Origin of the sequence: Streptomonospora sp. PA3, from assembly GCF_009728995.1 — a bacterium.
GTDB lineage: Bacteria > Actinomycetota > Actinomycetes > Streptosporangiales > Streptosporangiaceae > Streptomonospora.
Genome location: NZ_VTZW01000010.1, coordinates 310,024 through 336,161, shown reverse-complemented (window position 1 = coordinate 336,161; position 26,138 = coordinate 310,024). Strand labels below are relative to the sequence as shown.

The following is a 26,138-nucleotide window of genomic DNA, read 5'->3' as shown; positions in this document are numbered from 1 at the left end:
TGTAATGTTCCTCACCTACCAGCGGGTAAGGTGTCCTGGTTAACACACCGAAGCGCACACCTCACAATCCCTCGCCCCCGTGACGGACCCCGCGAGCGGTGTCCGTAAAGGAGGAAGTCCTATGGCAGCGGAGACGCAAGCGGAGGCCCCGCGGGCGTCCGGCGGCACCGCCTGGAAGCGGTTCGCGCTCGCCCTCATCCCGGCGCTGGGCGCCGCGGGCGTCCTGGCGGGCATGACCGCCCAGGGTGCCCTCGCCTCGTCCTTCGCCGTCTCAGGCGAAAGCTTCAAGGTCTCGGCCGACCAGCTCAAGGGCACCGGCTTCGCCCAGTTCCCCGACACCGCGACCTCCGCCGACGGCACCAAGCACCCCGTCGCGCTCTCGGTCATCGACAAGGTCGAACTGACCAACCTCTGCCAGTCCGTGCTGATGGACACCGCGGTCGGCAAGGTGACGCTGCTGGTGAAGGCCGGCCAGGGCGACCAGCCCGCCACCGCCGAGAACATGGTCATCGACGTCCAGCAGCTCTCCGGCAACGCCAAGTTCACCGAGATGGAGATCGGCCGCGACGCCAGCACCGTCGAGAACGCCAGCGGCGAGACCGGAGAGGCCGGCGTCTTCGGCCAGCAGGCCGACACCATCACCATCGACGGGCTGAAGCAGACGGCGTGGTCGGTCAACGCCGGTACGTTCCGCCTGACCGGCCTGCACCTGAGCGTGAAGCCCGGCGACCACGAGTGCTACTGATTCGATGACCCGACACGGCGCCTCCGGCGTGTGGCAGTCCGCGCGCCCGGCCTTCCGGGGATGGCGCAGGAGCCGGCCCTTCTGGGGCGGCCTGCTGATCACCCTCGCCGGGATCGTGATCATCGCGGCGCCCGCGCTCAACCCCCTCGACCTGATCGTGCAGCAGGGCATCGCCGGCATCTCCGGCTACTTCGTCGGCGTGCTGCTTATGGCCGTGGGCGTGCTGGTGTGGCTCCAGCCGCCGCAGCGGTTCTTCTACGGCATCGCCGCGGTCCTGCTCTCCCTCATCTCCTTCGTCACCTCCAACTTCGGCGGCTTCGTCTTCGGCATGCTCTTCGGCATGGTCGGCGGCGCGCTGGCGATCGCCTGGGTGCCCGACCGCGCGCGCAAAACGCCGGTGGTCCCGGGGCGCCGCGGGCGGGGACGCCGCCGCGGCGCACCGGTCCCCGAGGAGGCCGGAGACGAGGACGCGGGCGAACGCGGGACCGCGCCGGCGGCCGCCCACGAGACCGGTCCCGCGCGGGAGATAGGGGATTCCGCGCCGGATCGCGGAGAGGACGCCTCGGACCCGGACGGGGACGGGGCGTCCTCACCCGCCGTTCCCAAGAGCGGCGCGACCTACTTCACCTCCGAGGACGCCGAACCGGGCGGTGCGGCCGCGCCCGGCCAGCATCGGCGGGCGGACGCGGACAGAACCGGCGAGGACGGTGCCGAGCGCGGCGGAACCGGCGGAGCGCAGGGCGGCGACCGGCTGCACTCCCTCGCCGCCTTCGCAGCGGCGCTCGTCCTGGCCGTCCCCGCCCCCGCCACCATCACCTGGCCCTGGGACGACTGGTTCGGCGGCGGCGAGCAGGAGACGCCCGCCCCCGACACCCCTTCCTCCGGGCCGACGCCCACGCCCTCCCCGTCGGCATCCCCGGGCACCGGCGACGGCGCAGGCGGCGGGGCCCAGGACGACGGCCAGCAGGAGGACGACCCGGCCCAGGAGGAGGACGGCGAGCCGGAGACCGCAGCGGAATGCACGGTGCAGGAAGGCGCCGCCTCCATGAGCGAGGAGGAGTACCGCGCCCTCCTGGAAGCCTGCCGGCAGGCCAAGGAGGACGGCAAGCGGCCCGAATTCGAGGTGCAGCAGGGCCAGCAGAGCGACGGCCGCTGGCTCGCCCACACCGAGCCCTCCGGGCTCACCGCCGACTCGCTCAGCATGGAGGGCGCCGCCTTCGAGGGGGTCGTGGAGTACCCGGTCAAGGGCGGTTCGGTGCGTTACCTCAAGATCACCATGGACCGGGCCGAGCTCGCCGGCGCGCGGCAGTGGACCGAGCACGGCGGTGCCACGACGTCGCTGGAGATCCCGGAGATGACCATGTCCGGCGACGTCGTCATGCACGTCACCCGGATGAAGGTGCGGATCCTGGGGATTCCGCTGGAGTTCACCCCCGACTTCCCGCCGCCGCTGCTGCTGCCCTCCATGACGGTCACCGACCTGGAGGCCGACCAGCCGCTGGCCCAGGCGCAGACGGTCACCATCACCGGACTCGACGAGCGGGTCGAGCGCTGACCGGCCGGCTCCGTGGCCCCGCAGGCGGCGGCGTGCCGCCGAGCGGTGCGGCACCGCTCGGCGGCACGCCGGATTCGCCCCGCTGCCGCCGCGCGGCAGAGGCGGGCAGCGATTCCTAGACGGCCGACAGGGCGTCGGCGGGCTCGTCGAGGTCGGCTTCGAGGCCGGTGCCGCCCGCCTGGGGCAGCATCCGGCTGGGTGCGCCGACGTAGGACACATAGAGCGCGTCGCGGGCGCGGGTGCAGGCGACGAACAGCAGATTGCGCTCCTGCTGGTAGACCTGCTCCAGCGCGACGGGATCGCCCTCGGCGGAGTCGACGGCGGCCCTGGGCGGCAGCAGCGGCTCGCTCATGCCGACGATCGCCAGGCACCGGAACTCCTGGCCCTTGAGCTTGTGCAGCGTGCCCACCCGGACCGCGCGGACGTCCTCGGCGGAGTCGAGCGGAGCGGTGCGGATGCCGCGGGCCTGCAGCTCCTTGGCGATGTGGCGCACGATCCAGTGGTTGCGCCCGGCAACCGCGATCGACGCCGGGTTGACGCCGGCCTCCAGCCAGACGCGCACCCAGTCGCCCATGGCGGTGCGCTCCTCGGCCCGCGACGCGCAGCCGCGCACCACGGGCTCGGGGCCGTGCAGCAGGGACCGGTAGCCGGCGAGGGTGTCGGCGTTGTCGTCCATGCCCAGGGCCGAGTGGCGGCGCAGCACCGGCATGGCCCAGTCGAGGATCTCCTGGGTGACGCGGTAGCTGACCCGCAGCCGGTGGCTGCGCCCGCGCACGTTGATCCCCAGCGACGCCAGCGACACCCGGCTGTCGTAGAGGCGCTGGTGGGGGTCGCCGACGACGAAGATGTCGTCGGGTCCGATGGGCACGGCGGCGCGCAGCATCCGCCACTGCGCCGAGTGCAGGTCCTGGGCCTCGTCGACGATGACGTGGCGGTAGCGCGGGCCGGTGGTGCGCCCGAGGACGCGCGCGGCCTCCAGCGCGACCTGGGGATAGGACCACTCGTTGGCGATCTCCATCGCCCCCGTGTAGCGCTGGATGGTCTCCCACACGTGGGCGCGGTGCTCGGGTGCCAGGTGCAGCACCCGGCCGCTGCGCTCGCAGCGGATGTAGTCGGCCGGTCCGGTGATGTTCTGGGCGAGGATGACCTGCTCCCACTCGTCGGCGAGGAACCGGCCGGAGTAGGGGAGCCCCTCGGCGCGTGCGGCGTCGCGCCAGCGCTCGCTCAGGGCGTCGCGCCCCAGCGTCTCGGGGCTGCGTCCGGTCTGCTCCTGGACGAGCGAGCGGGCGAGGCTGTCGACGGTGGTGACCTCGACGCGGTCGCGCAGGCGGCGTTCGGGCAGGATGCGGTCGAGCTGCTGGGCCAGGGTCTGGGCCAGCACGCGGTTGAACGTGGTCAGCAGGATGCTGCGCCGCTGGTCGCGGGGGTGCCGGGCGGCGTCGCGGCGGGCCAGCTGGGCGGCCCGGTGCAGGGCCAGCACGGTCTTGCCGGTGCCGGGGCCGCCGGTGACCTGGGCGGAGCCGGCGAAGTGCGCATCGGCGATGCGCTGCTGCCGCGGATGCAGGGTGACCTGCCATTCGGCGAAAGACTTGCCGAGGTCGGCGGAGAGTTCGTCGGGGCCGGTGACGTGGGGGAGCGCGCCGATGGCGGCCGCCTCGTCGGAGCCGGGCTCGACGAGCTCGACCCGCGTGCCGGCGGACGGCGGCGCGACCGCGGCCGGCAGGGGCAGCTCCCGCGCGAACGCGACCGCTTCGGCGTGCGGGCGGATCGCGATCAGCCACTCGGAGCCTTCCGCGCCGGGCGCGACGACTCCGGTCCACTCCTGACCGATGCGCAGCAGGCGGACCCGGGGGTCGGAGGCGTCGGCGACGGGGTCGAGCCGGGCGCCTTCGCCCGTGGTGTAGGCCTGCACGGCGGCGAGGGCCGCGGTTTGGATCCCGTGGTCGAGTCGGGAGAATTCGGAGAGGAACGTCGGGGAAATGGCGAGCTTGGGCACGTCTGCGTATTCCTCCGGTCGCAGTGCTGGCGTGGTGTCGCGCGATGGGGCGGGGAGTGGGGGACGGGAGTCGGGCGGAGCGGTCGGCGGACACGGCGGACACGGCGGTGACGGCGGTGACGGCGGTGGATCCGGCCGCCGACCAGTGCGTTCACTTCGAAACATGCTCGGTTGCGAATTTGGGCAAACGCGACAGGAATCCGGATTCCCGGCCGGAGTCGGCCCGTCGTGCCGCGGAGAGAACTTGCAGGTCATGCGGGTGGTTTCCAACGTGTTTTCGAGCGGGGTCGAGGCGTTGGCCGAAGACCCGGCCGGAAAGGCGGTTCTGGAAGGGATTGCCAGTCGCCGAAAACGGGTTATCAGTCGGTCCGAAAACGGGTCCGTCTTCCGGGAAAAGCCTCTCTACGAGGCAGAAGAGTCGCGGGGCCGTGGCGGTGCGGGAGTGGTGGAGGGGGTGTCCGTTACCGGTGGGAGCGGGCGAAGTCCGCGGGACGGTCGAGGCGCCCGCCCGGCGCCCGTAGCGCGGCTCAGGTCCCTGCCGGGGCCCGTCCTACCCCGGCAGGGGCCTCAGCCGGCACCCCGAGCGCACGGGCCGCCGCCGATCGCGTCCGGGCACCGCCCGACCCGGTGCCACGGGTGCCGCGAACCCGGCGGCCGATCGTGGGAAGGAGGCGGGCCGCGTGGCGTTTCGAAGCGGGGAGAGCGATAACCGCACGTCGCGCCCCGGGCGAATCGGCGACCAATCATCGCACGGACGGTGGAACTCTGAGCACCTTTCTTCAGGTCTTGTTTTGCTTACCTTGGGATGATTCAGTCCGTCTATGGTTTCTGCGATGATTAACCGCAATGCGGGGCATTGACGCGATCGATGGTTTCGGCGGGCACGCTCTCCTGCCCGCGGCCCGCGGAGCGGGCGCAGGGTGACAGGCACGAAAAGCACTGGGGCGATGGGAAGCAGCGTGGGTCCAGACGGTGACGCGCGAAGTATGCGCGCCTCGGACGGCGACCGCGACAGGGTGGCGCGGATCCTCCAGGACGCGGTCGCCGAGGGCCGCATCACTCTCGACGAACTGGGCGAGCGCCTCGACCGGACCTACCGCGCCCGCACCTACGCCGACCTCGCCCCCATCACCGCCGACCTCCCGGCGGCCCAAGCGGCGCCCCCGTCGCCGGTACCCCGCCGGACCGCAGCACCCGGCGCCGGCGCCCCGGCCCCGCTGGTGATCCGCTCGACCGCCGGTACCGTCGTCCGCCGCGGCAACTGGCGTGTGCCCCAGCGGGTCGAGGTGAGCAATCCCTACGGCGACACCCGGCTGGACTTCCACGAGGCGACCCTGCTCGCCGGCACCGTCGACGTGCTGGTGCACTGCCCGTGGGGCCACGCCAAGATCGTGCTGCCGGACGGGGCCACCGCGGTCGCCGGGGTGGACACATCGTGGTTCGGCAGTTTCGACTCCGCGGTTCCCGACACCCCCGCGCCTCCCGCCCCGCATTTCCGGATCACCGGCAACGTCAAAGGCGGCGCATTGAAAGTGCGCTATCGGCGGCGTGTGGACGACTGGGCCGACTGGGACCTCTGGGGTTAGGCGGCCGGACCCCGTCGGCGCCTGCGCGAACCGCCTGGTGGACGAGCCGCGCGGCGGTGCGCTGGATGTCGGCGGTGCCGAATCGGACCGGTCGTGCGTGGTTAGGGTAGGCGCCATGACAGGTAGCGATAGCGCACGAGTGGACCAAGACCACACAGGAATGCGGGACACGGAGGACAAGACCACGGTCCTGGGCGACAACAGCGTCGTCTCCAAGGGCGATCCGCGCGTGGGCGCCCTGGCGTGCTGCGACGACGCCGCTGCCACGATCGGGCTGGTGATCGCCTTCGGGGGCGCGCTGCCCGAGGTGATGGTCAACCTGCTGGCCGGCCTGCAGAACGACCTGCTCGACGTGTACGCGGATCTGCACACTCCCACCACGTCCGACGATGCGGCCCAGGTGCGGATCACCCAGGCCTACATCGACCGGGTCCAGGGCCTCTACGACGCCTACACCCGGGAGGTCGACGAGGTCCCCGGCGCGGTGATCCCCGGCGGCACGGCCAGCGCCGCGTTCCTGCACAAGGCGCGCGCGTCGGTGCGCATGGCCGAGCACTACGCGTGGATCGCCGTGGAGGAGAACGGCGCCTCCATGAACACCCTGGCGCCCAGTTACCTCAACCAGCTGTCCGCACTGCTGTTCGTGCTTGCCCGCAGCGCCAACGCCGAGCACGGCGACCTGCTGTGGCAGCCCGGGCTGACCCTCACCGCGACCGAGGAGTCCGTCCAGAGCTGAGACCCCGCACGGCCGCGTGAACGGGCCGGTCGGTTTCGAGTCCGTCGAAACCGACCGGCCCGTTCACGTGCTCGGCGGAGACTCTAGGAGTCGCGCCGCTGCGAGGAGGAGGTCCCGTCTTCGCTGCCGCCTTGGCCGGACTGCCGGCCGCTTTCGCTGTTTCCGGCCACGCCCTGGGCCTCCAGCACGTCGCGCGGGGTGACCACACCGGTGATCAGGCCGTAGGAGCCCGGCGACGGCGTGATCCCGCGCACGGGCGCGGGCCGGCGCTCCCGGAGCGGATCGATGCGCAGGTCGGCGTACAGCGCCCAGCACAGCCCGACCATCACCAGCACGAACGGGCAGGCGATGATGATCGTGAACGTCTGCAGTGCTTCGAGGCCGCCCACATAGAGCAGCACCCCGGCCACGGCCGCGCTCAGGGCCGCCCACAGGGCGACCAGCCATTTGTTCGGCTCCACGGTCCCGTGCGAGGACAGCGTGGCGAGGACGAGCGCACTGGCGTCGGCGCCGCTGACCCAGAAGATGGCCACGAGGAACATCACCAGGATTCCGGTGGCGGTGAAGCCCGGGTACTCCTGCAGAGCGGTGAAGAACGCCACGGCCTCGTTGTTGGCACCCGCGATGTCGACGCCGTTCAACTGCAGGTCCATGCCGGCGCCGCCGAGGAAGATGAACCACAGCGCCGACACGACGGTGGGCACGAGCAGCACGCCGAGCACGAACTCCCGGATGGTGCGGCCGCGGGAGATGCGCGCGATGAACGTGCTGACGAACGGCGCCCAGGAGATCCACCACGCCCAGTAGAAGATCGTCCACCCGGCGAACCAGTCGACGTGGCCGAACAGGGGAGCGCGGAAGCTCATCGGGATCAGGTCGGAGATATAGGCTCCGATCGCCTCGGGGATGAGGTTGAGCAGAAACACCGTGGGGCCGACGATGAACACGAAGACCACCAGCAGCGCGGCCAGCACCATGTTGGTGTTGGACAGCCACTTGATGCCGCGTCCGACACCGCTGACCGCGGAGACGATGGCGAGGGCCACCAGCACGATGATGATCACCAGCGCGACGTTCAGCGCTTCGGTGCTCTCGCTGGCGAAGCTGCCCCCGATGCCGGTGAACAGGTAGAAGCCGCCCCCGATCTGCAGGGCGCCCAGGCCGAGGGAGGTGGCACCGCCGAACTTGGTGGCGATGATGGCCCAGATGTTGATGAACCTGCCCCACCAGGTGTACTCGACGTCCTTCTTCGACAGGGCCTGGAAGGGGGAGCTGATGAGGTTGCCGCGGCCCTTGCGGAACATGGAGTAGGCCAGCGCCAGGGCCACGACCGCGTAGACGGCCCAGGGGTGCAGTCCCCAGTGGAACAGCGTGAAGGCCATGGAGGTGGTGACCGCCTCCTGGCTGCCGTCGGCGGCGCCGCTGTCGGGAGGGGTGTTGGCCATGTGCCATACCGGCTCGTAGATGCCGAAGAAGATCAGGCCGATGCCCATGCCGGCGCTGAACATCATGGCGACCCACGAGACCGTGGAGAACTCCGGGGCCTCTCCGTTCTGGGACAGCGGGATCCGGCCGTAGCGGCTGAACGCGAGCACGAGGGCGAAGATCACGAACCCCGAAGCGGCGAGCACGAACACCCAGCCGACGTTGCCGACGATCCAGTTCAGTGCCGCGGTGCCGGCGGTTCCCATCGCGCCGGGCCACACGGAGCCGACGATGCAGAACACCGCGACGAGTACGATCGACACCCCGAAGACGATGGGGTCGATCCGCTGATCGGGCTCCGTTTCTTCTCGGGGGGTCGGTGTCTCACTTGTGGTTGCCATAGTCATCCCAATTGGACGTCAATCCCTGCATACGCCCGCCGGGCACGCGCGACTCACGCGACGCCCGCGTGCGTGCGACCGAGCGGATCCGGGGAAATCACAAAGCAAACTTATGTGTGTGCCAGAGAATACGGAGAACCGGCGCAATGGCGTGTTCTTGCGCACATGCGGCGTGGTCAGGGCCGTGCTCCGGGATGCTGTCCGAGTGGTGCCGCGGCAGGCGACCGCCGCCGCGGCGGGCGAAGAGCGGTCGCACTCGAATAACCGTTCTCTAACACCGCTTTGTTTTGTCCTGAATAGTCGTTTTGGGTTTTTGTAACGCTCAGGGGCTTCCCGATGCACGGCGCGTTAAACCGGCCCTTGCGGTGGGACACGCAACCCCGCGCCGCCCGCGGTGGGAACCGCGGCAGGCGGCCCCTGAGCCCGGGCGCGACACCGGCGACCGTATCGATGCGGTTCCGCATCGCCGCCTCGACTCAGGCGGCGGCGCGCAGCCTCAGCGCCGGACGCCTCCGGTGTCCTGCCCGGAGTTCCACTGCCCACTACCCGCGCGGTGCATCCCCAGCGCCGTGGCCGTGAGCTCGGGTTCGGGGAACCGCGCGGGGTCCAGGCGGACCTCCGCCACCAGACCGGGCTCTGCCAGCCAGAACACGAGTCCGTCGGTGCGGTGCCCCGGTGCTCGGCCGTGGCGGAAGGGGCGCAGAGCCCATTCGGCGGGATCGCGTTCGTGGTACTCGGCGAGGAAGGCGCGCGCCGCCGGGAGGTCGGCCAGGCGATCTCCGCGCATGACGTTGACCTTGAGATCGACGCTGTAGCCGCCGTCGGGCAGCTCGCGCTCCCACACCCGCGAGGCGAAGGCGACACCGCCCCACTCGGTGCGGAAGTCCGTGACCTGGTCGCCGATCCCGGCGGGCAGGTGATCGAGGGTGAATCCCGCCAGCTCGTGCATTCCGACCTCCTTGACCGCGCCGCCGGCCGGCGGAGGCGGTAGGAGCCCGGTGCCGGCGGCGATCACCGTGAAGACGAGCACAGTCGACAGGACGCGGGCGGTCAAGCCCATGGGCACCTCCGAAGGAGCCGCGGGCACCCCCTGCGGGCGCCCGGTCATCTCCATGCTCGAAGTCCTGCGGCCCGGCCCGCCAACCCGATTCGACGCCTGTGGACAACCGCCCCCGAACGGGCCCCGCCTACCGCTGAGCGGGTGTCGGCGCGGCGCCGTCTGGACCGACGAGCGAGGAAGCGAGGCCCCGAGCGGGGGTGCGGGGCGCGGCGCCGTCTGGACTGACGAGCGAGGAAGCGAGGAACGAGCGACCGAGCGAGGAGGGAAGGCGGCGCCTCAAGGCGCCCCGCGCACCCGCGGAAAACAGGCGCGACCGAGCGAGGAGGGAAGGCGGTGTGTCTACGTGCTGTTCAAGAAGCCGAGGCGGTACCCGGGGACGGTTCCGCCCCTGCCGCCGCCCCGCTCGGGTCAGACCCGCAGGGCCCGCGCGTACCAGCCCTCTCGGCCCGCGAGCTCCTCGTGCGTTCCGTGCTCGACGACCTCGCCCTCGGCGACCACGTAGATGTCGTCCACGCGGTCCAGCCCGGCGAGGTCGTGGGTGATCAGCAGCGTCGAGTAGCCCTCGGCCGCCGCCAGGAGGTCGGCCACCACGGCGTCGCGGGTGTCGGGGTCCAGGTGCGCGGTCGGCTCGTCCAGCACCAGCGTCCGCGGCGCCGCCAGCAGTGCTCTCGCCAGCGCGAGCCGCTGCCGCATGCCGCCGCTCAGCCGCATGCCGTGCGAACCCACCTCGGTGCCCAGCCCGCCCGGCATCGCCCGCACCTCCTCGGCGAGCCGGGCCCGCTCAAGCGCCTCCCAGAGCCGGTCGTCGTCCGCCTCCGGGGCTGCCAGGCGGAGGTTCTCCCGCACCGTGCTCGCGAAGATGTGCGGATCCTGCGGCACCCCGGTGATCGCGCCGCGGACCTCCTCCGCGGGACAGGCGGTGATGTCGGCGCCGTCGAGCCGCACCGTCCCCGTATCGGGATCGCGGAACCGCAGCAGCACCGCGGCGAGTGTGCTCTTTCCGGCGCCGCTGGGGCCGACCACCGCGACAGTGCGCCCCGGCGGCACGTCGATGTCCACCCCCTTCAGCGCCCACGGCTCGTCGGGCGCGTAGCGCACGCACAGCGACCGCACGCGCAGGCCGCTCTCCGGCGCACCGGCGGCGCCAGGGGCGGGAAGTCGGCGCGCCGGGTCCGCCGGCGGCGCGATCGACGGCGGCGTGTCCAGGACGCCGAACAGCCGCTCTCCGCCGGCGCGGATGGCGCCCAACCGCGCCGCGACAGCGGGGAGCGGGGCCACGATCTCGAACGCCGCCAGCACCGTGAGCACCAGCACCGCCAGGGAGACCGCGCTGAGCGAACCGCCATCCACCGCAGCGACGCCGAGCAGCAGCGCGCCCCAGACCGTCAGGCCGGTGATCAGCGAGGTCGCCCCCGCCCCGAACCCCAGCACGGCGGCGTCGCGCCGGGCGATCCGCGTCAGCTCCGCGTCGGCGTCGTGCACCCGCTGCACCGCACGCTCCATGGCGCCGTAGGCCACCAGGTCGGGAGCCCCGTACAGGGTGTCCACCAGGGCCGTGGACAGCTCGCCGCGCGCGGCGGCCTGCCGCCTGCCCGGCCGCCGCCCGAGCGCAGCCGCGGCCAGCGGCACGGCCAGCCCGGCCAGCACCAGCCCCGCGCCCAGCAGCAGTCCGCCCGGCGCCAGCACGGACGTGCAGAACAGCACCGCCGCCCCGCCTGTCAGCACCGCCGCCAGCGGCGGGGTCAGCCCGCGCACCAGCAGATCCTGAGTGGCGTCGGTATCGCTGACCAGCCGCGAAACCAGATCGCCCGAGCGGAAGCGCCGCACCGGCTCCGTGCGGGCCAGCCGCCGGTAGACCCGCACGCGCACGTCGGCCAGCGTGTGGAACGCGGCGTCGTGGGTCACCAGCCGTTCCAGGTAGCGGGTGACACCGCGGGAGATGCCCAGCGCCCGCGTGGCGACCACGGCGACGCTCAGCGCGGTGATGGGCGGGTGCTCCGCAGCCCGCGCGATGAGCCAGGCGGCGACGCTCAGCAGCGCCACCCCCGATCCCGTCGCGAGAGCGCCCAGCAGCACCCCCAGCAGGAACCGGGCGCTGCGCGGACGCGCCAGCGCGATCATCCGCCACAGCGGGTCCCGGCCGGGCGCGGCGGGCGGACCGCCGCCACCGGTCGCGGCTTCCCGCGGGCTCTGCGCAGAGGCTCCGGTACCGATCATGGGGCCACCCCCGACTCGACGCGCCCGGCGCGCACCGGCACCACCTCGTCGACGGCGTCTGCCCAGCGGGTGTCGTGGGCGACCACGACGCCGGTGCGTCCGCGAAGCAGCCGGATCACAGCGGTCCGGACCGCGGCGGCGTTGTCCGGATCGAGATGGGCGGTGGGTTCGTCCAGCAGCACGATGGGCGCGTCGCGCAGGAACGCGCGCGCCACGGCGATGCGCTGCCGCTGGCCCGCGGACAGGCGGGCGCCGCGCTCACCCAGGCGGGTCCCGTACCCGTCGGGCAGCGCGCGGATGAAGCCGTCGGCCTCGGCGCGCTCGGCGGCCGCTCGGACCTCGTCCATGCCGGCGTCGGGCGCTCCCAGCCGGATGTTGTCGGCGACGGTGTCGTCGAACAGGTACGGCGACTGCGGCACCCACGCGATGCGCCGACGCCATTCCTCGACGGGGACGCTCTGTAGGGGCACCCATTCGGCGCCGGAGCCGGACGCGCCGAGCCCCGCCGGGCCGCCCTCGGCGGCGCGCACCAGGATGCGCCCGGACACGGGCTCGGTGAACCGCAGCAGCAGGGAGAGCAGCGAGCTCTTGCCGGATCCGCTCGGTCCCGCCAGCAGCACGGATCGCCCGGGCGCGATCAGCAGCTCGACGCCGTTGAGCGCGGGCGCCTCCCGCCCCGGGTAGACGAGCCGCACGTCCTCCATCCGGATCCAGACCGCACCGTCCCCGATGGCACGGCGGCCGTCCGCACGGCGGTCCCCCGACTCCGTTCGGCCCGGCGGTGGCCGGGTGTCGCCTTCGGTGTCGCCGGCGTCCACTCCGCTCGCTCGTCGCCTCTCCAACGGGGTGTTTTCTGGGAGCGTTCGGCTTCTCGCTCGGCTGCGCGGACGCCGGGTGTCGCCTTCGGTGTCGCCGACGTCCACTCCGCTCGCTCGTCGCCTCTCCAACGGGGTGTTTTCTGGGAGCGTTCGGCTTCTCGCTCGGCTGCGCGGACCCCGGGTGTCGCCTTCGGTGTCGCCGGCGTCCACTCCGCTCGCTCGTCGCCTCTCCAGCTCTGTGAACACCTGCTCTGCGGCCGCCACCCCCTCCATGCTGGCGTGGAAGCGCGCGCCCACCTCGCGCAGCGGGAGGTAGGCCTCAGGGGCGAGGATCAGCACCAGCAGCGCCGTCTGGTAGTCGAGTAGGCCGTACATGAGCCGGATCCCGATCTCCACGGCCACCAGGGCCACCGCCAGAGTCGAGAGCAGCTCCAGCACGAACGCCGACAGGAACGCCACCCGCAGCGTCGCCATGGTGGTGCGCCGGTGCTCGTCGGTGATGCGCCTGATGATCGCGGCCTGCGCCTTGGCCCGGCGGAAGATCGCCAGTGTCGGCAGCCCCTCCACCACGTCCAGGAAGTGGCCGCCCAACCGGTTCAGCAGGTGCCACTGGCGCTCGGTCCGCGCCCGGGTGTGCCAGCCCACCAAGGCCATGAACAGGGGGATCAGCGGCAGAGTCACCGCGATTACGGCCGCCGAGATCCAGTCCGCCCCCGCCACGACGACGAGGACGGCGGCGGGGACGAGCACCGCCAGCACCAGCTGCGGGAGATACCGGGCGAAGTAGTCGTCCAGCGCATCGAGGCCACGAGTGGCGAGCGTGACCAACTCGCCGGCGCGTGGCGTGCTCGTCCCCTCGTCGGAACCGGCCTGCCCTGACAACCAGACCGCTTCCGCCCCCGAGGACCTCGCGGGCCCGGGGGAGTCCGCGCCACCCGCGTGTTCCGGGGGACGCCCGTCTTCCTCTGCCGCTCCGCCCGTGCCGGTGACGTGGGCCACCAGCCGCCGGCGCAGCTGCGACTTGGCCATCGCGGCCGAGCGCAGCGCAGCGGTCTCCGCGCCGTAGGCCATGGCCGCCCGCGCCAGTGCCACGACGGAGACCGCGGTGATCGCCCAGCCCAGCTCCGCCGTGCCCATCCCCGCCGCCGCCCCGGAGATCACCCGCGACAGCAGCCACGCCTGCGCCAGCACGAACCCGGTCACGGCCACGCCGGTGACCACGGTGACGGCGAGGTGCACCCGGACGGCGCGCGCCGTCCGCACCAGGCGCGGGTCGAGGGGCTTCATAGGCCAGGTCCTCCCGGGGTTCAGTCGCCGGCCGCGCGGGGCGCCGGGGCCGGACCCCGCGGCGCGCCGCCCGGAGCGGCGCCCGCACCGCCTCCGCCGCCGGCCGGGGGCGGCTCACTGCCACCATAGGCGGGGGTCGGGTCGATCTGCTCGCGGCTCACCCGCTTGCGGAACACCCAGTAGCTCCAGGTCTGGTAGACGAGGACGACCGGCAGGAAGACCGCCCCCACCCAGGAGATCACCGTCAGCGTGTAGGGGGCCGACGACGCGTTCCGCACCGTCAGGTCGAATGCGGCGTCGGTCGTCGAGGGCAGCACGGCCGGGTACAGCGACCCGAACAGGGTGACCACCGCCGTGCCGACGGCGACCGCCGTCGCGGCGAACGACCACCCCTCGCGCCCGCCGGCGGCCAGCCAGGCACCGGCGGCCAGCGCAGCCGCGGACACCGCCGCGATCGGCAGCGTCCAGCCGGCGCCGAAGCCCACCTGGGTCCAGGCCAGGAACACCGCGCCGACCGGCACCGCGACCACGGCGGCGCGCGTCGCCGCCGCGCGAGCGCGCGCCCGCACCGGGCCGGCGGTCTTGAGGGTCAGGAAGACGGCGCCGTGCAGGGTGAACAGCGCGAGCGTGGTCAGCCCGCCCAGCAGGGCGTAGGGGTTGATCAGGTCCGCGGTCCCGCCGGTGACGATGCCGTCGGCGTTCATCGGGACCCCGCGCACGATGTTTCCGAAGACGACACCCCACAGCAGCGCCGGCACCGCGCTGCCGAAGAAGATCGCCCGGTCCCACCAGGCGCGCCAGCGGTCGGTGTCGCCCTTGCCCCGGTACTCGAAGGCCACACCGCGCACGATCAGGGCGAGCAGGATGAGCAGCAGCGGCAGGTAGAAGCCGCTGAACGTCGAGGCGTACCAGGCGGGGAACGCGGCGAACATCGCGCCCGCCGCGGTGATCAGCCAGACCTCGTTGCCGTCCCAGATCGGGCCGATCGCGTTGATCATGACCCGCCGGTCGGTGTCGTCCCTGCCGATGAACGGGAGCAGCACGCCCACGCCGAAGTCGAAGCCTTCGAGCACGAAGTAGCCGGTCCACAGGACGGCGATGGCGATGAACCAGATGTCGGGGAGTTCCATGGTCGTCGGCTCCTAGTAGACGAAGGCCGGGACGTGGGTGCCGGCCTGCCCGCCCGGCTCCTCGTCGTCGCGGTCGGGGACGACGTGGGAGGGGCCGGCCTTGATGTAGCGCCACAGCAGCGCGGCCTCGACGACGGCCAGGACGCCGTAGATCGCCGTGAACGCCGCCAGGGAGAAGGCGACCGTCCCGAGGCTGACGCCGGGGGAGACGCTGGCGGCGGTCAGCAGTTCGCCGTGCACGGTCCAGGGCTGGCGGCCCATCTCGGTGAGGATCCAGCCGAGGATGTTGGCGGCCAGTGCCGCGGGCAGCGCGAGCACGGCGGCGCGGTAGAACCAGGGGGACTCGGGCAGCCGGCGACCCCGGGTCAGCCACAGGCCCAGCGCCGAGACCGCCACCCCGAACAGGCCGAGCCCGATCATCAGCCGGAACGCCCAGTAGAGGACGAAGACGTTGGGCGTGTAGTCGCCCTCGCCGTACATCTCCTCGTAGTCGTGCTGGAGGTCGTTGATGCCCTGCACGGTGCCGTCGATCTCGCCGGTGGCCAGGAAGCTCAGCACGTGCGGCACGTCGACGTCGATGACGTTGAGCCGCTCGTCGGTGTCGCCCACGGCGAACGTCGAGAAGGAGGCGCCCTCCTCGGTCTCCCAGTGGGCCTCCGCCGCGGCCAGTTTCATCGGTTCGTAGGCGGCGGCCAGTTTGGCCTGGTGGTCGCCGGAGTAGACGGCCAGTACGCCGGCGACCAGGGTGACCACCATGCCCGCCCGCAGGGTGGTGCGGAACAGCTCCCGCTCGCGCCCGGCCGGCGTGCTGGGAGCGGCGCCGTCCCCGCCGACCTCGCGGCCCGCCGCCCCGGCCGCGTGTCCGGCGGCCCGTGCCGGCCGGTTGCTCCACAGCTTGTAGGCGCTGACCGCGGCCACGAACATCCCCGCCGTGATGAAGGCCGCGGCCACGACGTGCAGGTAGGTGGACCACGCCTGGGTGTTGCCCAGTACCGCCCAGATGTCGGTGAGCTGGGCGCGGCCGGTATCGGGGTTGCGCGTGAAGCCGACGGGGTGCCGCATCCAGGCGTTGGCCGCGAGGATGAAGTAGGCCGACAGGTTGGTGCCGATGGCCGCGGCCCAGATGCAGGCGAGGTGGACCCGGCGCGGCAGCCGGTCCCAGCCGAAGATCCACAGGCCGATGAAGGTCGACTCCAGGAAGAAGGCGAGCAGCGCCTCCATGGCCAGGGGCGCGCCGAAGACGTCGCCGACGAATCGCGAGTACTCGCTCCAGTTCATCCCGAACTGGAACTCCTGCACGATTCCGGTGACCACGCCCATGGCGAAGTTGATCAGGAACAGCTTGCCGAAGAACTTGGTGGCCTGGAGGTACTGGTGCTTGCCGGTGCGGTGCCAGGCGGTCTGCAGCGAGGCGACGATCACCGAGAGCCCGATCGTCAGGGGCACGAACAGGAAGTGGTAGATGGTCGTGATGCCGAACTGCCACCGTGCGAGATCCAGAGCGTCCATGCCCGCCTCTCCAAGCGCCTTCTTTAGACGGCCCGTAGTACTACAAACTGTAGTTCTACACGGCGTCGTAGTCGACCGCGGTCGGAGAGGCACACATCACCCGAACCCGCGGCCCTGCGGGGCGATCGCAGCTCCGGCGGCGCGCAGGGGGCGGAGCGCAGCGGTGCGGGCGCAGGGTGCCGCGGACGCGAGCCCGCGGCACCGGGGCGCTACTCCGGCTCGACGCCCCGGTCGCGCAGCATCCGCTCCATCAGCTCGATCTCGCTGCGCTGGGTCTCGGCCATCCCGGCGGCGAAGTCGACCACCATCTGCTCGCCGCCCAGCCGGGCCTCGGCCTCGGCCATCTCGACGCCGCCCTCGTGGTGGTCGATCATCAGCTGCAGGAAGAGCGTCTCGGCCCTCTCGTCTTCGGCTGCGCGGAGTTCGTCCATCTCCGCCTCGGAGGCCATGCCCATCATCCGCTCCGGCGAGTCGCCTCCCGCGTCGTGGCCGCCGTGGCCCTGCATCCAGGCCATCCGGGGCTGCGCCCCGCGCGCGGGCAGGTCCCACTGCACCAGCCAGCCCTGCATCCGGCCGATCTGCTCCTGCTGGGTGCGCAGGATGTCGGTGGCCAGGGTCCGCAGGACCCGGTCGTCCGCCTCCTCCAGGACGATCAGCGACATGTCCACCGCCTGCGAGTGGTGCACGCTCATGTCCCGCAGGAAGCCGGCGTCGGCGGAGCCGTCCACCGGGTGGGCCGGCCGCCCGAGCAGGTAGCCGCCGATCAGGGCCGCGACCACCAGGGGGACGGCGATCAGCAGGGGCACCGACCGCCGGCGCCGGGCGGCGGCGTGGCCATCCTCGTGGCTACGCGAGGTGTCTTCGTCCACCGTCTCTGTCATATGCTCTTCCCCACCAATGGGAACCATTCTGGCGAATCGGGCGTTCGGGATGGCGCACCCTGCTCTCTGAGCGTAGCGGTGCATGACGCGTGACGATCCACCCCCGGGAGAAGCACAGTGGCCAAAAACGCAGCCGAACGCCGCCGCAAGGCCGAAGAGCGGCGCCGCCAGCGGGAGCGCGAGGAGCGGCGGAGCCGCATCCTGCGCGTCACCGCCTTCACGGGTGCGGGAGTGCTGCTCGCCGGACTGGTGGGCTTCGGAATCTGGACCGCCTACGACCGCGGCCTCGGGGGAGGCGGCGTTCAGGCGTCCGACATCGAGAACCTCAAGACCTACGACGGACTGACCAACCAGCACGTCACCCAGCCCGTCGACTACAAGATGACCCCGCCCGCCGGAGGCGACCACCACGCCGTCTGGCAGAACTGCGGAGTCTACGACGCGCCCGTGTCGACGATGAACGCGGTGCACTCCCTGGAGCACGGCGCGGTCTGGATCACCTACAAGCCCGGCCTGGCCGAGTCCAAGGTGGAGAAGCTGGAATCCCTCTACAACCAGGGCAGCTACGTCATGGTCAGCCCCTACGACGAGGCGGAGATGCCCGCGCCGATCGTGGCCAGCGCCTGGGGCAACCAGATCGAGGTGAAGTCGCCCGGCGACGAGCGCCTCTCCCAGTTCCTGCGCGCCTTCGAGCGCAGCCCCAACGTGCCGGAGCCGGGCGCGGCCTGCACGGGCGGCCTGGACATGACCGCCGCGGAGCTGGAGGAGGCCGGCGGCCTCGACGCCCTGACCGGCGGCATGCAGCGCTGAGGCGGGGCGGTGCCGCCCGAGCGCCCGGCGCTCGGGCGGCACCGCCGCTTCAGAGTTCGCCGAGAGGCAGGGCGGGGATCTCCTGGGCGATCAGGTCGCTGATCGGCACCAGCCCCTCGCCGGGCGCGCCGTAGGAGTGCGGGACCGTCATCTCCACGTACGCCTCGCGGCCGACCGCGGTGAACAGGTCGGGGCGCTCGGCCGGCTCGGGCAGCCAGGCGATCTCGTTGACGACCATCAGCTCGGAGTCGGGCCGCAGCTCCGGCGGGCGGCCCACACCGCAGCGGAGCGCGATCGGGGGATCGCCCCACGCCGCCGCGTAGGGGGTCTCGGGGCGGACCTCGATGCGCTCCTGGCCGAACAGGGTCTGCGGCACCCGGTCCACCAGTGCGCGGCACAGGTCGTCGGCCGCCGGGGGAGGCGAGGGCGCGGGCATCTGCACCGCCTGCGCCGAGCAGCCCGCGAGCAGGCCCGCTGCGCCGAGCGCGGCCAGCGCCGCGGCGGCGCGCCGTCGTGTCCTTGCCACCGGACCCCCGTGCCGTGTCTGGTCGCCCCTCAGATGTTCACGATGGGGCAGGTGAGCGTGCGGGCGATGCCGTCGAGCCGCTGGATCCGCGCCACGACCAGGCGTCCCAGCGCGTCGACGTCCTCGGCCTGCGCGCGCACGATCACATCGTAGGGGCCGGTGACGTCCTCCGCCTGGGTGACCCCGTCGATCCCCTTGATATCCCGCGCGACGTCGGCCGCCCGGCCCGCGTCGGTCTGGACCAACACGTATGCCTGCACCATGGAACCCTCCGTTGCTCATCGCTCGCCGGCCGTGCCGATCCCGCCGGTCCGTCCGTCCTCGTGCCTGTTCCTCGCTCCTGCCGCCCGGCGCCGCGCACAGCGGGCACCGCAGGACGCAGGACCGCATCGCCGCGTGCAGGGTCTAGACCAGTGGTACCGAGGCGTCACCGTACCCTGAGAGCTGTGTGGAGCACCATTGGGGAACTCGGCGAATTCGGGCTGATCGAGCGCGTGACGGCCAGATTCCCGGGAACAGGCGACGTAATCCTCGGCCCCGGCGACGACGCCGCGATCGTCAACGCCCCGGACCGGCGGGTCGTGGCCACGACGGATCTGCTGGTCGAGACCAGGCACTTCCGCCGCGAGTGGTCCTCGGCCGAGGACGTCGGGCACAAGGCCGCGGCGCAGAACCTCGCCGACATCGCGGCCATGGGCGCCCGCCCCACCGCCTTGCTCGTCGGACTCGCCGCGCCGCCGGAGCTGCCCGTCGAATGGGCCGACGGCCTGGCCGAAGGGGTGCGGGCCGAGTGCGCGCTCGCCGGGGCCGCCGTGGTCGGCGGCGACACCGTGGCCGCCGACGCGATCACCGTGGCCATCACCGCTCTGGGCGACCTGGCGGGACGGCCCGCCCTGCGCCGCGACGGCGCGCTGCCGGGCGATGTCATCGCGGTCGCCGGTAACCTCGGCCTGTCCTCGGCCGGCTTCGCGCTGCTGGAGGCCGGCGTGCGCGGAGCCGAGGACGCCCCCCGCGCGCGTGCGGCGCGCAGCGAGCCGGCCGACCGGGAGGGCGGGGCCCCGCAGGAGCCCGGCTGGCTGCCGTGCGTGCACGAGCACCGCAGGCCGCGCCCGCCCTACGCCGAGGGCCCCGAGGCGGTGCGCCTGGGTGCCCGCGCGATGCTCGACGTCAGCGACGGGCTGGTGCAGGACCTGGGACACATCGCCCGCGCCAGCAAGGCCGCGATCGATGTCGACTCGACCGCGCTGGTGCCCGACCCCGCACTGCGCGAGGCGGTGGCCCTGCTGGAGGAGCTGGGCCGGGCCGGGCGCGGCGCCGTGGAGCGCATGCTCTTCGGCGGCGAGGACCACGCCCTGGCCGCCGCCTTCCCGCCCGGTGCCGCGCTGCCGCCGCAGTGGCGCCCGATCGGTACCGTGGCCGCTGCGGGCGCGGCGGGACCGCGCGTCACCGTCGACGGGGCCCCGGCGCAGCCCCGAGGCTGGGACCACTTCCGCTGACCGCTCCGCGGCCCCCTCGCAGACAAGCCCTGAGCGCGGAGCGCTTCCGTCGGGGCGGTGGCGGGCGGGCCGTGGCGCATAGCGCCTCCGGTCGGACGGCGCCGGGTGAGGGGTTCGGGAGACGCACGGCGCCGGGCCCCTGCCTCCGGGTGACCGGAGGGCGATGTGATCCCCCCGCCCGCGGGGCTAAGATGTCGGTTTTGAAGGCCAATCCAAGCGAAGCTCTGGCTGCTTCATCAGTCTGCACCGGAACGGGGTCACCGTGCGGCCACGTGGAACGGAGAACCGGTCCCAGTCGGGGCCGCGGGAGCCGCGGCCGGACATCTCCGAGCGCATGAGGTCCGGCCGCCGCGATCCGCTCGCCGAGCGGCCGCACCGCGGGGCGCACCGCTCCGAGCCCGCCGAGAAGGGCCGCCTGGCCGCGGTCGGCTACTTCCTCGGCAGCACCGTGCCCAAGCGCGTCCAGCCGCCCCGCCTGCTCAACGTCCTGCTCATCTCGGGTGTGACCATCGCACTGACGCTCTTCGGCTACAGCACGACCCAGATCTACCTGCGCTTCAGCGAACCGCCGGCGGCGCAGGGCGGCGGCACCGCCCCCGGAGCCAGCGAGCAGCTCGCCCCCAGCGGCGGCAGCGCGCCACCCGCTCCCGAGGAGGACTCCTCAGGCGGCGACGCCCCCCGCGCGGACATGGTCAGCGTGGTCTCCTACCAGGCGGTGGAGTCCTCGGCCACCCAGTTCACCGGCGAGGTCACCGTCACCAACACCGGATCGGCGGTGCTGGAGGACTGGCAGCTCGTGCTGGAGTTCGCCGACGCCGAGGTCACCTCGGTCGAGGACGCCCAGTGGCGGGCCACCGAGAACGGGATCATCGCGAGTGAACCCGAGCGGTCGGGCGGCCTGGGCCCCGGCGAGTCGGTGACGCTCGGCTTCACCGCCGACGGCCGTGCACAGAACCCCGTCGCCTGCTCGCTCAACGGCCACCCCTGCGACTGGGCCCAGGCCGACCCCGCCGCAGGGGCCGGAGCCGGCTGACAGGTCCGCGGACCGCGCCGGCGGCCGCGCGCCCGAAGCGTCAGCGGGGCCGACGCCGAAAAGCGCCACGGCACGAAGCCGTGGCGCTCATGGACGCCGTGGATCGCGGAGCTGCTCCGCGGTCAGCGATCGACCTTGCCGGCCTTGATGCAGGAGGTGCACACCTGCATGCGCTTGGGCGTACCGCCCACGCGGGTGCGCACGGTCTGGATGTTGGGGTTCCAGCGGCGGCGGGTGCGGCGGTGCGAGTGGGAAACACTGTTACCGAACCCTGGTCCCTTGCCGCAGACGTCGCAGACGGAAGCCACGGTAACTCCATTCAAGCGCTCGGACCCGCACGCGTCTCAGCGGTGCGGGCAACCCGAGAGAGGTCTGATGAGCAGGCTGGCACGGCGCGCCAACCGTCGGAGCGTACACGACGACCTGCGCAGACTTCCAATCGCGGAAGCGGTGCAGGACGTGGATGCGTACGCGGGAGCGGGTCGCCGGAGAGTCCGGCCCCGGCCGGGGCCCGGCTCGGACACCGCGCGTCCGCCCTCCACTATACCGGCTCCGCCCGACCCGAAGGACCCGAAGGACCGGGAGGCTCGAGCGTGCGCGCCCGTGCGCGTCGGTCCCCGGGTGTAGAAACGCTCTAACGTGTCCGATGAGGGGCAGCCGCCACCGGGGAGAGGGGAGACCCGAGTGATCAGCTGGGACCGGCCGCTGCGCGACAAGTTCCTCGACCCCAAGACGGCCAAGAAGGTCGCCGACGAGCTCGGCGTGCACACCGTGGGCGACCTGCTGCGCTACTACCCGCGCCGCCACGCCGCCCGGGGCGAGCTCACCGACCTGTCCTCCCTGGCCGAAGGCGAGCAGGCGACCGTCGTCGCCGAGGTGTACTCGGTGCACAAGCGCGACCTGCGCCGGGGCCCCGGCGGCAAGCCGCGCAGCCTGCTGGAGGTCGTCATCACCGACGGCACCGGCCGCCTCACCCTCGCCTTCTTCGCCAAGGTCGGCTACCACCAGCGCGAACTGGTCACCGGTCGGCGCGGCATGTTCGCCGGCCGGGTCTCCACCTACCGCGGCCGCAAGCAGCTGGCGCACCCGGAATACCGGATGCTGCCCGACGACACCGCCGCCGACGACGAGAGCGCCCGCGAGTTCGCCGAGCGCCCCATCCCCATCTATCCGGCGACCAAGGACCTGTCGTCGATGGCCATCGCCCGGTGCGTCGGCCAGGTGCTGGACCAGGTGCCCGGCGAGGGCGGAATCCCCGATCCGCTGCCCCCGGACCTGCGCGCCCGCCACCGCCTGCTGGGCCTGCACGAGGCGCTGGAGCGCATCCACCGGCCCGCCGACCCCGACGAGATCCCCCGCGCACGCCTCCGCCTGAAGTGGGACGAGGCGTTCGTGCTCCAGCTCGCCCTCGCCCGCCGCCGGCGCGAGGCCGCCGAGGTCGCCGCCCGGCCGCGCCCGGGACGCCCCGGCGGACTCCTCGAAGCCTTCGACGCGGCCCTGCCCTTCGACCTCACCGCAGGCCAGCGCGAGGTCGGCGCGACCCTCGCCGAGGGCCTGGCCTCCACGCACCCCATGCACCGGCTGCTGCAGGGCGACGTCGGCGCCGGCAAGACGCTCGTCGCGCTGCGGGCGATGCTGCAGGTCGTCGACTCCGGCGGGCAGGCCGCCCTGCTCGCGCCCACCGAGGTGCTCGCCCAGCAGCACCACCGGTCCATCACCGCCATGCTCGGGCCCCTCGCCCGGGCCGGTCAGCTCGGCGGCGCCGACAACGCCACCCGGGTGGCCCTGCTGACCGGGTCCCAGGGCGCCGCGGCCCGCCGCGAGGCCCTGCTCGACGCCGCGTCCGGCGCGGCGGGGATCGTCGTGGGCACCCACGCGCTGCTGCAGGAGCACGTCTCCTTCGCCGATCTCGGCTTCATCGTCGTCGACGAGCAGCACCGCTTCGGCGTCGAGCAGCGCGACGCCCTGCGCGAGAAGTCCGCCGAGGGGCGCCCGCACGTGCTCGTGATGACCGCCACCCCCATCCCGCGCACCGTGGCCATGACCGTCTACGGCGACCTCGACGTGGTGGCGCTGAACCAGCTCCCGGCCGGCCGCGCGCCGGTGTCCACCCACGTCGTCCCCGCGCTGGACAAGCCCCACTACCTGGAGCGGGCCTGGCAGCGCATCCGCGAGGAAGCCGAGCAGCACCGGCAGGTCTACATCGTCTGCCCGCGCATCGGCGACGGCGACTCCGGCGCCGGCGACGAGCCGGCCGATCCCGCCGAGGCCGGCGCCGAGAACGCCGAAGGCGCCCGGCGCCCGCCGCTGGCCGTGACCGAGGTGGCGGCCGAACTCGCCGCCGGCCCGCTGTCCGGACTGCGGGTGGAACCGCTGCACGGCCGCCTGTCGCCGGAGGACAAGGACGCCGCCATGCGCCGCTTCGCCGAGGGGCGGACCGACGTCCTGGTGGCCACCACCGTGATCGAGGTCGGTGTGGACGTCCCCAACGCCACGGCCATGGTGATCATGGACGCCGACCGCTTCGGCGTCTCCCAGCTGCACCAGCTGCGCGGACGCGTGGGCCGCGGCGGGCTGCCCGGCCTGTGCCTGCTGGTCACCGAAGCCGAGGAGGGCACGCCGGCGCGCGAGCGGCTGGACGCGGTGGCCGCCACCGCCGACGGCTTCGAACTCTCGCGCGTGGACCTGGAGCAGCGCCGCGAAGGCGACGTGCTCGGCGGCGCCCAGTCCGGGCGGCGGTCCTCGCTGCGCATGCTCACCCTGCTGCGCGACGAGGAGCTGATCGGCCGGGCGCGCGAGGAGGCCGCCCGCTACATCGACGCCGACCCCGACCTCTCCGGCCACCCGCCGCTGGCCGAGGCCCTGGACGCGCTGGTGACACAGGAGCGCGCGGAGTATTTGGAGAAGACCTGACGCCGGCGCCGCACGTGCGTCCGCGCCGCGCGCACCGCTCCCGCGCTAACGTGACCGGCATGACCCGCATCATCGCCGGCGCCGCCCGCGGGCGCCGGATCGCCGTTCCCGGCGGACGCACCACCCGGCCCACCAGCGACCGCGCCCGCGAGGCGCTGTTCGCCTCGGCACTGTCGGACCTGGGCAGTTTCGAAGGGCTGCGGGTGCTCGACCTCTACGCCGGCTCGGGCGCGATCGGGCTGGAGGCGCTCTCGCGCGGGGCCGAGCACGCGCTGCTGGTGGAGTCCGACCGCAAGGCGGTTGCCACCCTCCGCGCCAACATCTCCGCGCTGGGGCTGCCCGGCGCCCGCGTGGCCGCCGGGCGGGTGCGCCGCGTCCTGGAGGAGGGGCCGCGCGACGGCGCCTACGACGTCGCGGTGGCCGATCCGCCCTATGCCCTGGGTGCCGCCGACATCTCCGCGGTGCTGGAGGCGCTTCGCGACGGCGGCTGGCTGCGGCCGTCGGCGCTGGTGGTCGTCGAACGCGCCAACCGCGACGAAGACCTGGTCTGGCCCGAGGGATACACGCCCGACCGGGTCCGCCGATACGGCGAGGCGGCCCTTTGGTACGGTCGCGCAGCAAGCCGTCCCGATCCGCGCTGAGCGCCGCGGCACACCCCGCGAACACCGCTTGCGCCGCAGCCCGTGCTCGTCGAGAGGAAGATCCAGTGCGTCGCGTCGTCTGCCCCGGGTCGTTCGACCCGGTCACCAACGGACACATCGACATCATCGGGCGCGCCGCGCGGCAGTACGACGAGGTGGTGGCGGCCGTGCTCACCAACGTCAACAAGCGGGGCCTGTTCACCGTCGAGGAGAAGACGGCCATGCTCCGCGAGTGCACCGCGGACATGGGCAACGTGGTGATCTCGCAGTTCAACGGCCTGCTGGTGGACTTCTGCCGCGACAACGGCATCGGCTCGATCATCCGCAGCCTCCGCTCGGTCAGCGACTTCGACTACGAGCTGCAGATCGCCCAGATGAACTACCGGCTGGCCGGGGTGGAGACGCTGTTCATGACGGCCAACCCCCAGTACTCCTTCCTCAGCTCCAGCCTCGTGCGCGAGATCGCCCAGTACGGCGGCGATGTCAGCAGCCTGGTCACGCCCAACGTCGAGCAGCGGCTGCGCGAGAAGTACAAGACCCGCGGCGAGGACGGCTGAGGGGCCGGGGCCGGCCGGCGCCCGCCCCCGGCCGTTCGACGGATTTGGGCCGGGTCTCGGACGGTAGCTATACTGGTTGATCGGCTACGCCTTCGTTCCGGGTGTGGCCGCTCTTCCTTGTCCGAAAGTCGTCCGGGAAACCGCTCCGGAGACCACCGACCCGCCGCCCCCGCTGCGCGGGGCGGCACTGCTGAAAGCGCGATCACTCTGACTCGTCTAGACGCCCGGGCCCCGCTGGTGGTCGATACCCGGCCACTGGGGCGCCAGCCCGGATCCATGCGCACCGTCGAGCGATCCGTGCCCGCTCCCGCGCACCTCGCCACGGGGATGGCGCGGGTGCCCGAGGGCGCGCCGATCGAACTCGACCTGCGGCTTGAGGCCGTGATGGAGGGAGTCCTCGTCACCGGCCGGGCACGTGTCGACTACGAGGCCGAGTGCGCCCGGTGCCTGGACCCCATCCGCGACACCGTCGAGGCCGGGTTCCAGGAGCTGTTCCGCTACCCCGGCGAGGAGGGTCTCGGGCCCGCGGACACGGACACCGAGGACGAGGAGGAGGATTACTATCTAGAGGGCGAACTCCTCGACCTCGAACAAGTGGTGCGCGATGCCGTCGTGCTCGCGCTGCCGCTGTCGCCGCTGTGCCGGGAGGACTGCCCGGGGCTGTGCGTCGAGTGCGGGGCGAAACTCGCCGAGGCCGGCCCCGAGCACGGCCACGGCGAGCGCGTCGACCCCCGCTGGGAGGCGCTGCGGAACCTCGGCGAGGAGTTCGGCGACCGATGATGAGCCCCGCCCCGCGCGGGTGGAGCACCCCGGTGC

22 protein-coding genes are annotated in these 26,138 nt (G+C 72.8%); 11 read left to right on the top strand and 11 right to left on the bottom strand.

Going from position 1 to position 26,138, the window contains the following annotated elements; translation table 11 throughout:
• Positions 1-121: 121 nt before the first annotated feature.
• On the top strand, positions 122-745 hold the full coding sequence (locus tag FZ103_RS13660) for a DUF6230 family protein (RefSeq protein WP_156001539.1): 624 nt from the start codon (positions 122-124) through the stop codon (positions 743-745).
• A 4-nt stretch (positions 746-749) separates the two neighbouring features.
• Entirely contained in the window at positions 750-2,300 is a 1,551-nt protein-coding gene (locus tag FZ103_RS25880) for a DUF6114 domain-containing protein (RefSeq protein ID WP_156001538.1), read from the top strand.
• Positions 2,301-2,415: 115 nt separating this feature from the next.
• Here FZ103_RS25880 and FZ103_RS13650 read toward each other — a convergent pair whose 3' ends face one another.
• Positions 2,416-4,296, bottom strand: coding sequence for a UvrD-helicase domain-containing protein (locus FZ103_RS13650; protein ID WP_186356267.1), 1,881 nt, complete (start codon positions 4,294-4,296; stop codon positions 2,416-2,418).
• A 986-nt stretch (positions 4,297-5,282) separates the two neighbouring features.
• On the opposite strand from FZ103_RS13650, the gene FZ103_RS13645 reads away from it, so the two are divergent.
• Both FZ103_RS13645 and FZ103_RS13640 read left to right on the top strand, forming a co-directional pair.
• Complete coding sequence (locus FZ103_RS13645; protein ID WP_156001536.1) at positions 5,283-5,882, top strand: DUF1707 domain-containing protein; 600 nt, start codon at positions 5,283-5,285, stop codon at positions 5,880-5,882.
• A 160-nt stretch (positions 5,883-6,042) separates the two neighbouring features.
• Positions 6,043-6,618 (top strand): cob(I)yrinic acid a c-diamide adenosyltransferase, encoded by a 576-nt coding sequence (locus FZ103_RS13640; RefSeq protein ID WP_186356266.1) that lies wholly within the window; start codon positions 6,043-6,045, stop codon positions 6,616-6,618.
• 83 nt (positions 6,619-6,701) lie between these two features.
• Here the strand turns inward: FZ103_RS13640 and FZ103_RS13635 are convergent, their stop codons facing one another.
• From FZ103_RS13635 to FZ103_RS13605, 7 genes are all read right to left on the bottom strand, one after another.
• A complete protein-coding gene (locus tag FZ103_RS13635) occupies positions 6,702-8,444 on the bottom strand; it encodes a BCCT family transporter (protein WP_222936757.1) in 1,743 nt (580 codons plus the stop codon).
• Positions 8,445-8,940: 496 nt separating this feature from the next.
• Positions 8,941-9,558 carry a hypothetical protein gene (locus FZ103_RS13630; protein WP_255429968.1) on the bottom strand — a complete coding sequence of 206 codons (618 nt, stop codon included), beginning with the start codon at positions 9,556-9,558 and terminating at the stop codon, positions 8,941-8,943.
• 354 nt (positions 9,559-9,912) lie between these two features.
• Positions 9,913-11,625 (bottom strand): thiol reductant ABC exporter subunit CydC, encoded by a 1,713-nt coding sequence (gene cydC / locus FZ103_RS13625; protein WP_255430007.1) that lies wholly within the window; start codon positions 11,623-11,625, stop codon positions 9,913-9,915.
• Between the two features lie 92 nt (positions 11,626-11,717).
• Positions 11,718-13,826, bottom strand: coding sequence for an ABC transporter ATP-binding protein/permease (locus FZ103_RS25535; protein ID WP_255429967.1), 2,109 nt, complete (start codon positions 13,824-13,826; stop codon positions 11,718-11,720).
• A 20-nt stretch (positions 13,827-13,846) separates the two neighbouring features.
• The gene (gene cydB / locus FZ103_RS13615; RefSeq protein WP_156001532.1) at positions 13,847-14,956 is read right to left on the bottom strand and encodes a cytochrome d ubiquinol oxidase subunit II; all 1,110 of its coding nucleotides are present in this window, start codon (positions 14,954-14,956) and stop codon (positions 13,847-13,849) included.
• 12 nt (positions 14,957-14,968) lie between these two features.
• Positions 14,969-16,465 carry a cytochrome ubiquinol oxidase subunit I gene (locus tag FZ103_RS13610; protein ID WP_156001531.1) on the bottom strand — a complete coding sequence of 499 codons (1,497 nt, stop codon included), beginning with the start codon at positions 16,463-16,465 and terminating at the stop codon, positions 14,969-14,971.
• A 209-nt stretch (positions 16,466-16,674) separates the two neighbouring features.
• Positions 16,675-17,346, bottom strand: a complete 672-nt coding sequence (locus tag FZ103_RS13605) for a DUF305 domain-containing protein (protein WP_186356265.1) — start codon at positions 17,344-17,346, stop codon at positions 16,675-16,677.
• Between the two features lie 117 nt (positions 17,347-17,463).
• Here FZ103_RS13605 and FZ103_RS13600 point away from each other — a divergent pair, with 117 nt between their 5' ends.
• The gene (locus FZ103_RS13600) at positions 17,464-18,156 is read left to right on the top strand and encodes a DUF3105 domain-containing protein (RefSeq protein ID WP_186356264.1); all 693 of its coding nucleotides are present in this window, start codon (positions 17,464-17,466) and stop codon (positions 18,154-18,156) included.
• 49 nt (positions 18,157-18,205) lie between these two features.
• On the opposite strand, the gene FZ103_RS13595 is transcribed toward FZ103_RS13600, so the two are convergent.
• Together FZ103_RS13595 and FZ103_RS13590 are read right to left on the bottom strand one after the other, a co-directional pair.
• A complete protein-coding gene (locus FZ103_RS13595) occupies positions 18,206-18,682 on the bottom strand; it encodes a DUF3515 domain-containing protein (protein WP_343233518.1) in 477 nt (158 codons plus the stop codon).
• Positions 18,683-18,711: 29 nt separating this feature from the next.
• On the bottom strand, positions 18,712-18,945 hold the full coding sequence (locus FZ103_RS13590; RefSeq protein ID WP_156001529.1) for an Lrp/AsnC family transcriptional regulator: 234 nt from the start codon (positions 18,943-18,945) through the stop codon (positions 18,712-18,714).
• A gap of 183 nt (positions 18,946-19,128) precedes the next feature.
• Here FZ103_RS13590 and FZ103_RS13585 point away from each other — a divergent pair, with 183 nt between their 5' ends.
• Together FZ103_RS13585 and FZ103_RS13580 are read left to right on the top strand one after the other, a co-directional pair.
• Positions 19,129-20,178 (top strand): thiamine-phosphate kinase, encoded by a 1,050-nt coding sequence (locus tag FZ103_RS13585; RefSeq protein ID WP_186356263.1) that lies wholly within the window; start codon positions 19,129-19,131, stop codon positions 20,176-20,178.
• Positions 20,179-20,512: 334 nt separating this feature from the next.
• A complete protein-coding gene (locus tag FZ103_RS13580; RefSeq protein ID WP_156001528.1) occupies positions 20,513-21,211 on the top strand; it encodes a cellulose binding domain-containing protein in 699 nt (232 codons plus the stop codon).
• A 122-nt stretch (positions 21,212-21,333) separates the two neighbouring features.
• Here FZ103_RS13580 and rpmB read toward each other — a convergent pair whose 3' ends face one another.
• On the bottom strand, positions 21,334-21,519 hold the full coding sequence (rpmB, locus tag FZ103_RS13575) for a 50S ribosomal protein L28 (RefSeq protein WP_184636557.1): 186 nt from the start codon (positions 21,517-21,519) through the stop codon (positions 21,334-21,336).
• 376 nt (positions 21,520-21,895) lie between these two features.
• Between rpmB and recG the strand changes: the two genes are divergently transcribed.
• From recG to FZ103_RS13555, 4 genes are all read left to right on the top strand, one after another.
• Entirely contained in the window at positions 21,896-24,124 is a 2,229-nt protein-coding gene (gene recG / locus FZ103_RS13570) for an ATP-dependent DNA helicase RecG (protein ID WP_186356262.1), read from the top strand.
• Between the two features lie 59 nt (positions 24,125-24,183).
• On the top strand, positions 24,184-24,765 hold the full coding sequence (rsmD, locus tag FZ103_RS13565; protein WP_156001526.1) for a 16S rRNA (guanine(966)-N(2))-methyltransferase RsmD: 582 nt from the start codon (positions 24,184-24,186) through the stop codon (positions 24,763-24,765).
• 65 nt (positions 24,766-24,830) lie between these two features.
• Complete coding sequence (coaD, locus tag FZ103_RS13560; protein ID WP_186356261.1) at positions 24,831-25,322, top strand: pantetheine-phosphate adenylyltransferase; 492 nt, start codon at positions 24,831-24,833, stop codon at positions 25,320-25,322.
• A 201-nt stretch (positions 25,323-25,523) separates the two neighbouring features.
• Entirely contained in the window at positions 25,524-26,102 is a 579-nt protein-coding gene (locus FZ103_RS13555; protein ID WP_186356324.1) for a DUF177 domain-containing protein, read from the top strand.
• Positions 26,103-26,138: the final 36 nt, after the last annotated feature.